This window comes from Streptomyces albipurpureus (genome assembly GCF_023701525.1).
Taxonomy (GTDB): domain Bacteria; phylum Actinomycetota; class Actinomycetes; order Streptomycetales; family Streptomycetaceae; genus Streptomyces; species Streptomyces albipurpureus.
On sequence record NZ_JAMQAW010000011.1, the window covers coordinates 304,538 to 318,555 of the forward strand.

General features: G+C 70.0%; 9 protein-coding genes. 8 read left to right on the forward strand and 1 reads right to left on the reverse strand.

Annotated elements, in window-relative coordinates:
* Positions 1–66 precede the first annotated feature (66 nt).
* From NBG84_RS15535 to NBG84_RS15570, 8 genes are all read left to right on the forward strand, one after another.
* A complete protein-coding gene (locus NBG84_RS15535) occupies positions 67–942 on the forward strand; it encodes a helix-turn-helix domain-containing protein (RefSeq protein WP_250920022.1) in 876 nt (291 codons plus the stop codon).
* A gap of 226 nt (positions 943–1,168) precedes the next feature.
* Positions 1,169–2,296 (forward strand): iron-siderophore ABC transporter substrate-binding protein, encoded by a 1,128-nt coding sequence (locus NBG84_RS15540; protein ID WP_250920023.1) that lies wholly within the window; start codon positions 1,169–1,171, stop codon positions 2,294–2,296.
* A gap of 51 nt (positions 2,297–2,347) precedes the next feature.
* Positions 2,348–3,433 (forward strand): FecCD family ABC transporter permease, encoded by a 1,086-nt coding sequence (locus NBG84_RS15545; protein ID WP_250920024.1) that lies wholly within the window; start codon positions 2,348–2,350, stop codon positions 3,431–3,433.
* Positions 3,434–3,465: 32 nt separating this feature from the next.
* Positions 3,466–4,566 (forward strand): FecCD family ABC transporter permease, encoded by a 1,101-nt coding sequence (locus NBG84_RS15550; protein ID WP_425608644.1) that lies wholly within the window; start codon positions 3,466–3,468, stop codon positions 4,564–4,566.
* An 86-nt stretch (positions 4,567–4,652) separates the two neighbouring features.
* Positions 4,653–5,534 (forward strand): ABC transporter ATP-binding protein, encoded by an 882-nt coding sequence (locus NBG84_RS15555; RefSeq protein WP_425608640.1) that lies wholly within the window; start codon positions 4,653–4,655, stop codon positions 5,532–5,534.
* A 14-nt stretch (positions 5,535–5,548) separates the two neighbouring features.
* Positions 5,549–7,324, forward strand: coding sequence for an ABC transporter transmembrane domain-containing protein (locus NBG84_RS15560; RefSeq protein WP_250920026.1), 1,776 nt, complete (start codon positions 5,549–5,551; stop codon positions 7,322–7,324).
* Positions 7,321–9,255: an ABC transporter ATP-binding protein gene (locus tag NBG84_RS15565; protein WP_250920027.1), complete on the forward strand. Its 1,935-nt coding sequence runs from the start codon at positions 7,321–7,323 to the stop codon at positions 9,253–9,255. Before NBG84_RS15560 ends, NBG84_RS15565 begins: the two co-directional genes overlap by 4 nt.
* A 3-nt stretch (positions 9,256–9,258) precedes the next feature.
* Positions 9,259–10,149 (forward strand): siderophore-interacting protein, encoded by an 891-nt coding sequence (locus NBG84_RS15570; protein WP_250920028.1) that lies wholly within the window; start codon positions 9,259–9,261, stop codon positions 10,147–10,149.
* A 66-nt stretch (positions 10,150–10,215) separates the two neighbouring features.
* Here NBG84_RS15570 and dnaE read toward each other — a convergent pair whose 3' ends face one another.
* A complete protein-coding gene (gene dnaE, locus NBG84_RS15575; RefSeq protein ID WP_250920029.1) occupies positions 10,216–13,812 on the reverse strand; it encodes a DNA polymerase III subunit alpha in 3,597 nt (1,198 codons plus the stop codon).
* Positions 13,813–14,018 lie beyond the last annotated feature (206 nt).

Below are 14,018 nucleotides of genomic sequence, written 5' to 3' on the forward strand. Positions count from 1 at the left end.
CGGGCGGAGTCAGGTCGCGCCGACCCAACCGACCGACCAGGAAAGTAGTTAGGGTAACCTAACTTCATGTCGGTTGCTCATGTCTCCGGTCGTGACCGCGTCGAGGCGGCGCCGGTCGTCTCCCTGCGGTGGTCCTCGCCGGTGATCGGCGGGGCCGAGGTGACTCCCCCGTATCTCCTGACCACCGCCATCTTCGACGGCAGCGAGCGCATGGGCCCGGTCTTCAACGGCGCGCACACCCACAGCGACGCACTCCTGGTGTGGCCGCACGTCGGGTCCATGACGCTGCACACCCAGACCGGGGTACGGCGGCTGGTCCCGGGGCAGGGGCTCTGGGTGCCGCCCGGCACCGCGCACGCCTCCGCCGCCGATCCCAGCGGCGTCGGCTGCTACACCTATGTGGCCCGGTCCGCGATCCCCGCCACCTGGACATCGCTGCGGGCGATGAAGGTGGGACGGGCGCTCCAGGAGATGCTGCTCCACCTGGACGCGACCCCGATGATCGATGACCTACGGCTGCGCACCCAGCGGGTCATCCTGGAGATGCTCCAGGACGACCCGCTCCCCGTCCTGGAGGTACCCCTCCCGGCGGACTGGCGCATCCAGGCCCTCGCGGACGACGTCCTGCGCGACCCGGACAGCGACCGCTCGCTGGAGGAGTGGGCGGCACGGCACGCGCTCAGCGTGCGGACGGTCACCCGGGTGTTCAGCCGTGACATCGGGATGTCGTTCACCCGCTGGCGCTCCCTGGTGCGGATGTCAGCCGCGACGGCACTGCTCGCCCAGGGACATCCGGTCAACCTCGTCGCGCACCGCTGCGGCTACTCCACGACCAGCGCGTTCAGCGCGGCATTCCGCCGGGTCACCGGCGCCAGCCCGACCGAGTACCTCAGGGAGCGATCCGTCCCCGCGACAGCGGATTTGACCACCGATGGGCACTGACCATTCGGCCGGTGGCCGATTCGCGACGCACCCTGGCCGGGACGCGACGCCCGACCGCCGCCAAGTTCCCTAGCGTTGGTCGAAGTGAGGGTTACCTAACCTCCGGTACGGCAGCCAAGCGCCCCGTACCCGGCCGCGCACACGTATGTCCTGCACCGCTGTGACGGCTTTCACCCCCGACCGCCGTCGCGCGCCGTCCCCGCGGTGCGCAGAACCGAGGAGAACCATGTCCGTACCCACGGCCGCCCCGACCGCCGCCGCACCACCCCCGGCACCCCGGCGTGCCAGGGCCTGGGCCCGTGTCGCGGGGCTGGCGGTCGCCGCCGCCCTGGTCCTGACGGGCTGCGGCACCACCTCCTCGGGCTCGGACGGCGCCGGGGACGGCAAGTCCGCCAAGGCCGACTCCTCCGCCGCGTTCCCGGTCAGCGTCAAGCACGCCCACGGCACCACCGAGATCCCCGAGAAGCCCAAGCGTGTCGTCGCCATCAGCTGGATGAACCAGGACATCGTCGCCGCGCTCGGAGTCATCCCCGTCGGTGTCGACAAGCAGTGGGGCGGCGACAAGGACGGCCACCTGCCCTGGTTCCGCACCCAGGTCGAGAAGCTCGGCGGGAAGCTCCCCGAGACCCTGAACTACGGGGACGCCGGTGAGATGGACTTCGAGCAGATCCTCTCCCTCGACCCCGACCTCATCATCGGCCTGTACTCCGGTGTCTCCGACGTCGACTACAAGCGGCTCACCGAGATCGCGCCCACCATCCCGTATCTGGAGAAGGCCTACGACGGGGGCACCTGGCAGGACATGACCCGCACCATCGGCAAGGCCCTGGGCGAGAGCAAGAAGGCCGAGGCCCTGGTCACCGACGTGCAGGGCCAGCTCGCCACGGTCGCCAAGGAGAACCCCGAGTTCAAGGGCAAGACCTTCACCTTCGGTCCCGCCCTCACCGCCGGCTCCACCGAACTCGGCCTCTATGTCGACTACGACCCCAGGGTCAGGCTGCTCACCGAGATGGGCTTCGAGAACACCCCCTCCATGAAGGCCATCGCCGACACCGTCAAGGGCACCAACTTCTACGGCGGCGTCAGCCTGGAGAAGCTCGACACCATCAAGGCCGATGTCTTCGTGGGCTGGGCCTACGAAGCCAAGGAAGTGCCCTACTCGCTGAAGGACCCCCTCTTCCAGCGCTGGGAACCCATCAAGAACAAGCGCTACGCGTTCATCCAGGACGCCACCCTCGGCATGGCCGTCAGCGCTCCGACCGTGCTGTCGATCCCGTGGGCCATGGAGCGCTACACCCCGATGCTCGCCGACGCGGTCGCCGGCAAGGGCGTCACCGGCGCCCCGGCGAGCTGACCCTCCCACCCCTCTGCCGTACCCGCACCGCCCACCCGCGAGGAATCTCCCGTGACGACGACCGCATCACCTCCCGGTGAGACCACTCCCGCACGGCGTGACGCGCCAGGCCCGCACTCCGGTACGGGCCTGGTCCCGCGTCGCCGGCACCGTTTCCTGGCGCTGCTGGCCGCCATCGCGCTCCTGCTCGCGATGACCGTCCTCAGCGTCATGGTCGGCGCCCGCGGTATCGCCCCGGGCACGGTGTGGGACGCCCTGGTCCACTTCGACTCGTCCGCCGACGAGCACGTGATGGTCCGCGAACTGCGGGTGCCGCGGACGGTGATCGGTCTGCTGGTGGGCGCGGCCCTCGGGCTGTGCGGCGCGCTCATCCAGGCGTTCACCCGCAACCCCCTGGCCGACCCCGGTGTCCTCGGTGTCAACGCCGGCGCGGGCTTCGCCGTGACCTTCGCGGTCGCCGTACTCGGTCTCACCGACCCGGCTCAGTTCGTATGGTTCGCGCTGGCCGGGGCGTTCGGGCTGACCGTCCTCGTCTACACCCTCGGCTCACTCGGAGCCGACCGTGCGACCCCGGTGAAACTCACCCTCGCCGGGGTCGCGCTCACGGCCGTGTTCGGCGGACTGACCTCCGCGCTCACCCTCAAGAACCTGGGCGCCCTCGATCTGATGCGGTTCTGGGGCGTCGGCTCCATCGGCGGACGATCCCTGGACATCCTCCCCGTCGCCCTCCCCCTCATCGGTGCCGGACTGGTCCTTGGCCTGTTCACCGCGGGCTCCCTCAACGCCCTCGCGCTCGGCGACGACAACGCCCGCTCCCTGGGCGTCCCCCTCGGCGTCATCCGGGTGTGTGTGGTCCTCGCCGTCACCCTGCTCGCCGGGACCGCCGTCGCCGTCGCCGGTCCCATCGCCTTCGTCGGACTGATGGTGCCCCATGTGGTGCGCTGGTTCACCGGTCCCGACCAGCGCTGGATCCTGCCCCTGACCGTCCTGGTCGCCCCCGCCTTCCTGCTGGCCGCCGACATCGTCGGGCGGGTGGTCCTGCCGTCCGGGGAACTGCGGGTCGGTCTCGTCACCGCGCTCGTCGGCGCCCCCGTCCTGATCGTCCTCGTCCGGCGCCGGAACGTGAGCGGACTGTGAGCACCCACCCCACCCAGGAACGGGAAACCGTCGTGAACCCCGCTCGAAACCCGGCTCCCGGACCGGCGTCAGCCACCGAGCAGCCGCCCCTGTACGTCGACTTCGGACGCCCCACCTGGATCTGGCGACGGCTGGGCACCGCACTGCGCGTGGACCGCCGTACCGCCCTGGTCTGCGGGGTGCTCACCGCCGCCGTCCTCGTACTGGGCGTCCTGACCCTCGGTACCGGGTCCATCTCGCTGACCCCGGCCCAGGTGCTGACCGCACTGACGGACCCCGGATCCGACCGCCGCGCACGGCTCGTCGTCATGGACTGGCGGCTGCCGAGACTGCTGTTCGCACTGGTCTGCGGCGCCGCCCTGGCCATCAGCGGGGCGCTCTTCCAGTCACTCACCAAGAACCCGCTGGGCTCCCCGGACATCATCGGCTTCTCGTCGGGCTCGTATGCCGGGGCCAGTGTGGTGATGCTGCTCCTCGGCACCGCCAACTACCTGGCGATCGCGACCGGCTCGCTGATCGGCGGGGCCGCCACCGCGCTGGTGGTCTATCTGCTGGCCTACCGCCACGGACTGCACCCGTTCCGGCTCATCATCGTCGGTATCGCCGTCGGCGCCGGTCTCAGCTCCCTGACCTCGATGCTGCTGCTCTCCGTGAGCCCGCAGCAGGCGATGCTCGCGGCCACTTGGGCCGCCGGGTCGCTCAGCGGACTCGGATTCGAGCAGCTGGGGCCCACCATCGCCGTCTTCCTCGTACTGCTGATCTGCTCCACCGCCACCGTCCGGCCCCTGACCCAGTTGGAGCTGGGTGACGACGCGGCCGTCGCCCTCGGCGTCCGGGCGAACCGCGCCCGGCTCGCCGGAACCGTCGTCGGGGTCGCGCTCACCGCCCTGGTGACGGCCGCCGTCGGCCCGATCGCCTTTGTCGCCCTGGCCGCCCCGCAGATCGCCCAGCGACTGACCCGGAGTTCCACGACGCTACGGATCGTGCCCGCCGCACTCACCGGCGCCCTGGTCCTGGTCGCCGCCGACTTCGCCGCCCAGCGCGTTGAACTGCCGGTGGGGGTGGTGACCGTCTGCGTCGGCGGGGCCTACCTCGCCTGGCTGCTCGCCCGCCAGTACGCGACCCGCCGATGAACCCCGCCCCGCTGCCCTCCCGAGGACCCCTCATGCCCCCGAAGACCGACCAGCCAGGGCCGAACCGCCCGCCCAAGGCTGGCGCTGTGTCCGAACCCGCCCAGACCACCGGGCCCAACCGGGCCGCCACGACCGTGACGGACCAGCCGACTGCCCCCACCGCAGCGGTCCTGCGCCCCGCACCGCTGGAGATACGGGACGCAACCTTCGGTTACGCCCGCCGCCCCGTCTCCGAGCACTTGGACCTGCGGATACCGGAGGGCTCGTTCACCGCCATCATCGGTCCCAACGCCTGCGGCAAGTCCACCCTGCTGCGCGCGGTGGCCCGACTGCTCGCGCCCACCGCGGGTCAGGTGCTCCTCGACGGCCGCTCCATCGCTGAGTACCGCTCCAAGGAAGTCGCGCGCCGCCTCGGACTACTGCCGCAGACCTCCCTCGCCCCGGACGGCATCAGCGTCGCCGAACTCGTCTCCCGGGGCCGCTATCCGCATCAGAAGATCACCCGCCAGTGGACGTCGGACGATGAACGCGCCGTCGCCGAGGCGATGGCCGCGACCTCCGTCACCGAACTGTCCGGTCGGCTCGTCGACGAACTGTCTGGTGGGCAGCGTCAACGCGTCTGGGTCGCCATGGTGCTCGCGCAGCAGACCCCCCTCCTCCTCCTCGATGAGCCCACGACCTTCCTCGACATCGCCCACCAGATCGAACTGTTGGAACTCTTCACGGATCTGCACCGCTCCGGCCACACCCTGGTCGCCGTCCTGCACGACCTCAACCACGCCGCCCGCTACGCGACCCACTTGGTCGCCATGCGGGACGGACGTGTCATCGCGGAGGGGCCACCGGCCGAGGTCATGACGGCCGACCTGGTGCACGAGGTGTTCGAGCTGCCCTGTCGGGTCGTGCCCGACCCGGAGACCGGTACCCCCATGGTCGTGCCGCTGGCCCGCCGAAGGGACACCCCGTGAGTCGGGCGGAGGAGATGGAACAGAACGGTCAGACGGTCCCGGCAGGACAGTTGTTCAAGATCGCGCTGCTACGCGGCGGACGCGGTCTGCGGCTGGGCCTGACCACCCTCGCGTTCATGGCCCACCAGCTCTGCGAAGCCCTGGTTCCCATCGTCATCGGCGTGGTCATCGACCGGGCGTTGGAGCCGGGCGACTCCGGGGCCCTGTTCCGTTGGCTCGCCGTGCTCGCCGTGGTGTTCCTGGTGCTGTCCCTGTCCTACCAACGGGCATCGAAGGCGATGGTCGGCGTCTATGGCTACGCCGAACACGAGCTGCGCCAGCTGACCATGACCCGCCTCCTCAACCCCTATGGGTTGCGCCGCCGCCCCGGCCCCGGTGAGGCCCTGTCCCTGGTCACATCCGACACCTACCGGGTCGCGGGCGTCTCCTGGAGCGTCGTGGAACAGGCGGCCACCATCACCGCGATCCTCACGGCGTCGACCGCGCTGCTCCTCATCTCCGTGCCGCTGGGGCTCGGGGTGATCGTCAGCACCGTGCTCGTCCTGTTTCTGATGCGGCGGATAGCGATGCCACTGGAAGCCCGTGGCCTGACCGAACAGAGCTCCGCGGCACGCGCGGGGGAGGTCGCCACCGACATGGTCACCGGCTTGCGGGTGCTCACCGGGATGCACGCCCAGAAGGAGGCCGCCGACCGGTACCGGACCGCGAGCGACGCGTCCAAGCGGGGCGCGATCGCCGCATCGCGCGCCGTCCTCGCGTACTCCGCCCTCAGCTTGCTGCTGTCCGGCGTCTTCCTCGCCGCGCTGGCCGGCGCATCCGGCTACCTCGCTCTCGACGGGCAGCTCACCATCGGCCAGCTCGTCACCGTCCTCGGGCTAGCCCAGTTCCTCCAGGGCGCCCTCGCCCATGTCGGAACGTTCGCCTCCAACTGGGCCCACAAACGGGCCTCGGCCAGGCGGATCGGCGGTCTGCTGGCCGAACCGGCCCTGATCACCCCGCCGGTGGCCGCTCCGGGGACTCCGCCGGGCGGGGCGCCCGGATCGAGTGCGGGTGCAAGGACCCCGGCGGATACCGAGCCCCACCCCGACGCCCGCGTTCCCCGTCCTCGTCACGTGCCGGTCGTCTGGCATCCACCCGGCCACGGGAAACCGGTCACCCTGGTGCCCGACTCATCCGACGCCCACGGCACCCTGATCGGGATAGTTCCCCGGCACCCCGCGCACGCTCGCCACCTCAGCGACCGGCTGGCCGGCCGGGTCCCACCGGACCGGGGGGAACTCCTGATCGACGGGGCTGACGCCGTCGATCTCGGCCCCGAAGTGGTCCGCACCCATGTCGTGGCCCCGCCCCACCAGGGCACCCTCTTCTCCGGCAGCCTGCGCGCCAATCTGACCACGCCGGGCGGCGTTCCCGACCCGGACGTGATCCGGGCGGCCGTGCTGGACGACGTACTGGAGCACATCGGCGGTGCGGACACCGACATCGGCGAACACGGCCGCAGGCTCTCCGGCGGTCAGCGGCAGCGACTGCTGCTCGCGCGGGCACTGCACACGGACGCGTCCGTGATCGTCCTGGACGAACCCACGACCGCGGTCGACCCGGTGACCGAACGGCGGATCGCGCACGGGCTCAGTGAACTCCCCGGCACCACCCTGCTGATCACCACCAGCCGCATCCTGCTCTCCTCCTGCGATCACGTGGTCGATCTCACCGACACCACCGGGGACGACATCGTGGAAACAGGCGACCAGGGCACCCGAGACGACAACCCGAACGGAACCCTCCGGTGAGCTCGCCCGCGACAGTCCCCGAGACGGACATCGACATCGCCCCCGGCACGGACCCGGACGCCGGCCCGGACCCGACGCCCAGGCGACTTCCCGTGGCCACGCCGAGCCGTACCCGACGGGAGATCGTCCGCCGGCTCGCCCACCACCGCGAGCGGCTGACGCTCACCCTGCTCGTCCTGCTGGCCGGTACGGCCGCCGCCCTCACCACCCCACCGCTGCTCGGTGCGGTGGTGGACGCGGTCGTCGACCAGTCCGGCCGCGGCCGGATCACCGCACTCGGCGGCGCCCTCGTCGGTGCCTCACTGGTGAGCGCCGCACTCACCTACCTCGGCGGCCGCATGCTGGTCAGCCTGGTGCAGGACACCCTCGCCGAACTCCGCGAGGATGTGTTCGAGGCGGCGGTGGGGCTGCCCGCCGACACCCTGGAGTCATCGGGGAGTTCCGATGTGGTCTCCCGGGTCACCGGCGATGTCGAGGCCATCTCGGAAGCGGCGTCCGGCGTGCTGCCCGACATCACAGGGGCGGCGCTCACCATCGTGCTGACCGTGGCCGGCCTCGCCGTCCTCGACCCGCGGTTGGCGCTCGCCGGACTGGTCTGCCTGCCACTCCACTGGTACGCCACCCGCCGGTTCCTCGCCCGCTCACACCAGGTGTACGGGGATATCCGCCGGCTGGAGTCCAGCCGCGGGCAGACGGTCATCGAAGCGGTACGCGGCGCGGAGACGATCCGGGCGTACCGCACCCAGGACACTCATCTGACCGAACTCGCCGACCGCAGCGAACTGGCCATCGACCGGCAGCGCGACGGGGTGCGGCTGCGCAATCGGTTCTACGGCTGGCTGAACGCGGCGGAGTTCGTGGGCCTGGCCGCCGTACTGGCAACCGGGTACGCGCTGCTCGGCCAAGGCGCCATCACCCTGGGGACGGCCACCGCGGCGGCCCTGTACTTCCACCGGCTCTTCGGCCCGATCGGCCTGCTGCTCACCAGCCTGGACGACATCCAGCGCGCCACGGTGGGCCTGGCCCGCCTGGTCGGTGTCACCGACCTAGCCCCCTCGCACCTGGGGCCCGCGGTGTCCACAGCGGGATCGCCACTCCCCCCGGCCATCACCGTGACCGGAGTCTCGTACACCTATGGCAACGCCGGCCGTGCGGCCCTGCGCGATGTCTCCCTCACGGTCCCCGGCGGTGCGACCGTCGCCCTGGTGGGCGCCAGCGGTTCGGGCAAGAGCACCTTGGCACGCCTCCTCGCGGGGGTCGGCCGGCCGGACCGGGGCGAGATCACGGTCGGGGACGGGCCGGAGCGGGGCCCCCGATACCTCGTCACCCAGGAGGTCCACCTCTTCGGCGGGACGCTCGCCGACAACCTCCGGCTGGCCAAACCGGATGCCACCGACGGCGAACTGCTCGCGGCCCTGCGGGAGGCGGGGGCCGACTGGGCACTGGAGCCGGGACGAGGGTTGGAGGCGGTCCTCGGCGGCCCGGACGGCACGGCCCTGGACGACGGATCGGTCCAGCACCTCGCGTTGGCCCGGGTCCTGCTCGCCGATCCGCCCGTCCTCGTCCTCGACGAGCCCACCGCGGAATCGGGCCCCGCGAGCCGCGCGGTCCTGGGGGCGGCTCTCGCCCGGGTAACCCGCGACCGGACGAGTGTGATCGTCGCCCACCGCCTGGAACAGGCCCGTGAGTGTGACCACATCGTCCTCCTCAGGGACGGCCAACTGGCCGAAGAAGGCACCCACGAAGCCCTCCTGGCCTCGGCGGGTGAGTACGCGTCCCTGTGGTGGGCGTACACCGGCGGGCCTGTTCCCGCCGGTGGGCGGCACACCGCAGGACACTCGGGCACGGACGCATCAGCAGGAGCACAACACCCCGGCACCCATGCCGCACCGGAACCGAACACCGGTGTCGGAACTGACAAGGAGCACTGAACCATGGAGATCTACCGAGCCATCGTCGCCCGGGTCGAGACCCTCACCGCCACCATGGTGCGCGTGACGCTGACCGGCGGCGACCTGCCGACGTTCACCTCGACCGGCGTGGGTGACGAATACGTACGGCTGTTCTTCCCGCACGGCCCCGACCGTCACGACCTGTCCCTGCCGATCGCGACCGAGACCAGCTGGGAGACCCCCCAGGGCCGTCCCACCGCCCCCATGCGGACGTACACCATCCGCGCGGTACGGCCCGAGCTCCACGAGATCGACATCGACTTCGTCGTGCATGACCACGGTGTGGCCGCCACCTGGGCGGCGGCGGCCCAGCCGGGTGACCCGGTGGGCCTCAACGCCCCCACCGGGCTCTATGACCCGCCCGCGGACTTCGAGCGTCAGATCCTGGTGGCGGATCAGACGGGGCTGCCCGCCGTCGCGCGACTGCTGGAGAACACTCCGGACCACATCGCCACCAGGGTGATCGTCGAGGTACCTGACGAGGCATCGGTGCAACCCCTCCCGCCACACCCCAAGACCAAGGTCACCTGGACCTACGGGGGCAACGGGCACTCCCCGAGCCGCCTGGCGGAACTGGTCACCACGGCGCTGCCCGAGGACAGCGACCTCACGGGGACCTACCTCTGGACGGCGGGTGAGACCACCGCCCTGCGTTCGGTGCGCAAGCACCTTCGCAAGACCCTGTCCCTGCCCTCGGACCGTTTCAAGGTCGTCGGCTACTGGTCCCCCGACGCCGATTCCTGGACCGAGCGCTGGGAAGCCCTACCGGCGACGGTGAAGGCGGAGCTGGAGGCCCTGTGGGAGGCGCCGACCGAGGACCTGGAGGACGTCACGATCGCCTACGAGGACCGGCTGAGCCGCCTCGGTCTCTGAGCCGGGTGCGGCGTGCTGGGGGCCTGTTGGGCGGGGACGTCCGACACTGGCCCCGGCAGGCCCCGGTCAGCCGACGCCGGTCCACGCCTCGGCTCCGAAGGTCCCTTTCACATCCGAGGCGATGGTGGTGGCGTTCACCTTGGCCCGCAGGGCGTAGACGGTGGTCTTCCGCGCACCGCGGACGCTGAGGCGGACCGGGCTGTCACCGGGGTGGTCGGCGAGGATCCTCTTGAGTTCCCCTACCGTTCGCTCGGTGATCCGGTGGGCGGGGAGCGCGAGCCGGACGGGAGGCTTCCCACCGTGCTCGGCCGATGACACGTCCAGCACCGCCAGCTCCCGGCCGAAGACGCTCACGGTTCCCTCCCGGTCTTCGACCCTGCCCCTGACGGAGACGACGTTGTCCTCGGCCAACGCGTGCTGAACGAGTCGGTAGGAGGCGGGGAAGAACAGGACCTCGACGCCGGCGTCCCGGTCCGTGAGGTGCACCACCGCCCAGGGGTTGCCCTGTTTGGTCATCCTGAGCTGAACACCGGTGATCAGCCCGGAGAGCTGCACATCCCCGGCGGTGCGGCCGGAAGCGAGCAGTTCGGCGACGGAGCAGTCCCGTGCGCCGGAGAGGATGTGCTCGGCGCCGTCCAGCGGATGGGCCGAGACATAGAGGCCGAGCATCTCCCGTTCGGTGGCCAGGAGTTGTCCGCGGGGCCACTCGGCGTTGTCGATGGGGAAGTCCAAGCCGAAGACCGGTCCATCGCTTCCCTCTCCGCCGAGTTCGGCGAAGAGATCGTCCTGCCCGAAGCCGGCCGCCCTCTTCACGGGGACAGCCGCGTCGATGGCGTCCTCGTGGATGGCGGTCAGTCCCTTGCGTGAATGCCCCAGCGAGTCGAAGACACCGGCCTTGATCAGGGACTCCACGGCCCTCTTGTTCAGCGCGGGCAGCTCGGCCTTGGCCAGGAAGTCGGAGAACGAGGTGTATTTTCCCTTTCGGCGGCGGGCATCGACGATGGCCTCGATGACCTGGTCACCGACGTTGCGCACCGAACGCAGCCCGAACCGCACATCATCGCTGACGGCGGTGAACTCGCCGGTGGACTCGTTGACGTCGGGCTGGAGGACCCGGACGCCGTTCTTACGGGCGTCGGCGAGGTAGACCGCGGCCTTGTCCTTGTCGTCGCCGACCGAAGTGAGCAGGGCGGCCATGTACTCCGCCGGGTAGTTGGCCTTGAGGTAGGCGGTCCAGTACGAGACAAGGCCGTAACCCGCGGTGTGCGACTTGTTGAAGGCATAGCCGGAGAAGGGGAGCATGACGTCCCACAGGGCCTTGATGGCCTCCTCTCCATAGCCGTTGCCCCGCATGCCGTTGTGGAACTTCTCCCACTCCGCGGCCAGCACCTCCGGCTTCTTCTTGCCCATCGCGCGGCGCAGCAGGTCGGCGCCACCGAGTGTGTAGCCGGCCAGCTCTCGGGCGATGGCCATGATCTGCTCCTGGTAGACGAGCAGATGGAAGGTGTTCCCGAGGATCGGCTCCAGGGCGTCCCGCAACTCGGGGTGGATCGGGGTGATCTCCTGGCGGCCGGTCTTGCGGTGCGCGTAATTGGTGTGGGCGTTGGCTGCCATGGGGCCGGGCCGGTAGAGGGCGTTGACCGCCGCGATGTCCTCGAATCGGGTGGGTTCCATCTGCTTCAGCAGGACCCGCATGCCGCCGCCGTCGAGCTGGAAGACGCCAAAGGTGTTGCCCTCGGCCAGGAGCCGGTAGGTCCTGGGGTCGTCCAGGGGGATCACGGTGGTGGCGCAGACGCCGTCCAGTGGGTCCACGGTCGCCAGGCTGATGCCCCGGTTCTCCCGGATGTTCTCGATGGCCTGGTCGATCACGCCCAGGTTCCGCAGTCCCAGGAAGTCCATCTTGATCAGGCCCATCGCCTCGCAGGACGGGTAGTCGAAACCGGTGATCCGCACGCCGTCCGAGGCACGCATGTGCAGCGGGATGCGGTCGGTGAGTCTTGTCTTGGACAGGATCACCGCGGCGGCGTGCACACCGGTGCCGCGGGTGAGGCCCTCCACTCCGCGGGCGGTGTCGATGACCCGCTTCACGTCCTGTTCGCCCTCGTACATCTGCCGGATCTCACCCGCCTCGCCGTACCGCTCGTGGGAGGGGTCGAGAACGGCGGCCAGCGGTGCGGACTTGCCGTTGTGGTCCGGCGGAAGGGCCTTGGTGATCCGCTCGCCGTGGGAGTAGGGATAGCCCAGGATGCGCGAGGAGTCCTTGATCGCGTTCTTGGCCTTGATCCTGCCGAACGTGTTCACCATCGCGGTGTACTCGTCGCCGTACTTCTCGATGACGTAGCGGACCATTCTGTCGCGCTGGCGGTCGTCGAAGTCGAGGTCCACGTCCGGTGGGTTGATGCGCTCGGGGTTGAGGAACCGCTCGAACAGCAGGCCGTGCTCCAGCGGACACAGTTCGGTGATGCGGGTGGCATAGGCCACGATGGAGCCGGTGGCCGAGCCGCGCCCCGGACCGAGGGGAATCCTGTTGTCCCGGGCATGGCGGCAGATATCCGCCACCACGAGGAAGTAGGAGCTGAAACCCATGGGGCCGATGACTGACATCTCGGTCTCAAAGCGTTCCCTGACATGCTCGGGGATCGGGTCCCCGTACCGCATCGCCAGGCCGTTGAGCACTTCCCTGCGCAGCCAGGACTCCTGGCTCTCCCCCTCGGGCACATCAGGGAACTGCGGCATCTCGTCGGCGTGGTCGAAGACCTCGTCGTAGGACTCGATCCGTTCGGCGATCAGCAGGGTGTTGTCGCAGGCCTCGGGAAGCTCCGAGAACAGGCCGCGCATCTCGGTGGCCGACTTCAGGTAGTAGCCGGAGCCGTTGAAGCGGAATCGTCTGGGGTCGTCCTTGTTCTTGCCCACCCCGATGCACAACAGGCTGTCGTGGGCGTCGGCCTGGTCCTCGGTGACGTAGTGCGCGTCATTGGTGGCCAGGAGGGGGATGCCGAGCTCTCTGGCCAGGCGCAGCAGGCCGTCACGGACTTCGCGCTCGATGGCCAGGCCGTGGTCCATCAACTCCAGGAAGTAGTTCTCCCGGCCGAAGATCTCCTGGTAGGCGGCGGCAGCGGCTTTTGACTCGTCGTACTGGTTCAACCGCAGCCGGGTCTGGATCTCTCCGGAGGGGCAGCCGGTGGTGGCGATGATCCCGTCCGGCCGCTGAGCGATCAGCTCACGGTCCAGGCGCGGTTTGCCGGCCGGGAACTGCCCTTCGTAGCTGGCCCGGGTGCTGAGCCAGAACAGGTTCCGCAGGCCCTGGACGTTCCGCGCCCACATCGTCATATGGGTGAAGCGGCCGCCTCCGGAGACGTCCTTCGATCCCTCACCGTCGTCGCGCACGGCCCGGCGGCCGCCCGGCCCCCAGAACTCCTGCTTCCGATGGAAGCGAGAGGAAGGCGCCACATACGCCTCGATACCGATGATGGGTGTGATGCTGTCGAAGCCCTTGGCCACCTGCGCGAACTCATGGGCGCCAAACATGTTGCCGTGGTCGCTCATGGCGATGGCGGGCATCTTCTGCCGGGCCACCTCGCCGAACATCGGTGTGAGCTTCTGTGCTCCGTCCAGCATCGAGTACTCGGTGTGATTGTGCAGGTGAACAAAGGAATCGGGCATGCTTGAGTCACCTTTGGCGAGTGGGGAGCCGCCACCGGGCCGAGGCGGCGACGGCGTCCTTGCGAACGGCCGACCACGCCGACCGCGTGGACGGGAGCGGATGGGTGCGGTCGACCCGTTCCGTAGCGGTGTGCTCACCTCGCCAGGCGATCACCGGGTCGAACACACCGGTACGGGCGATCGGCCGAGTCGAGGTGATGCACCGG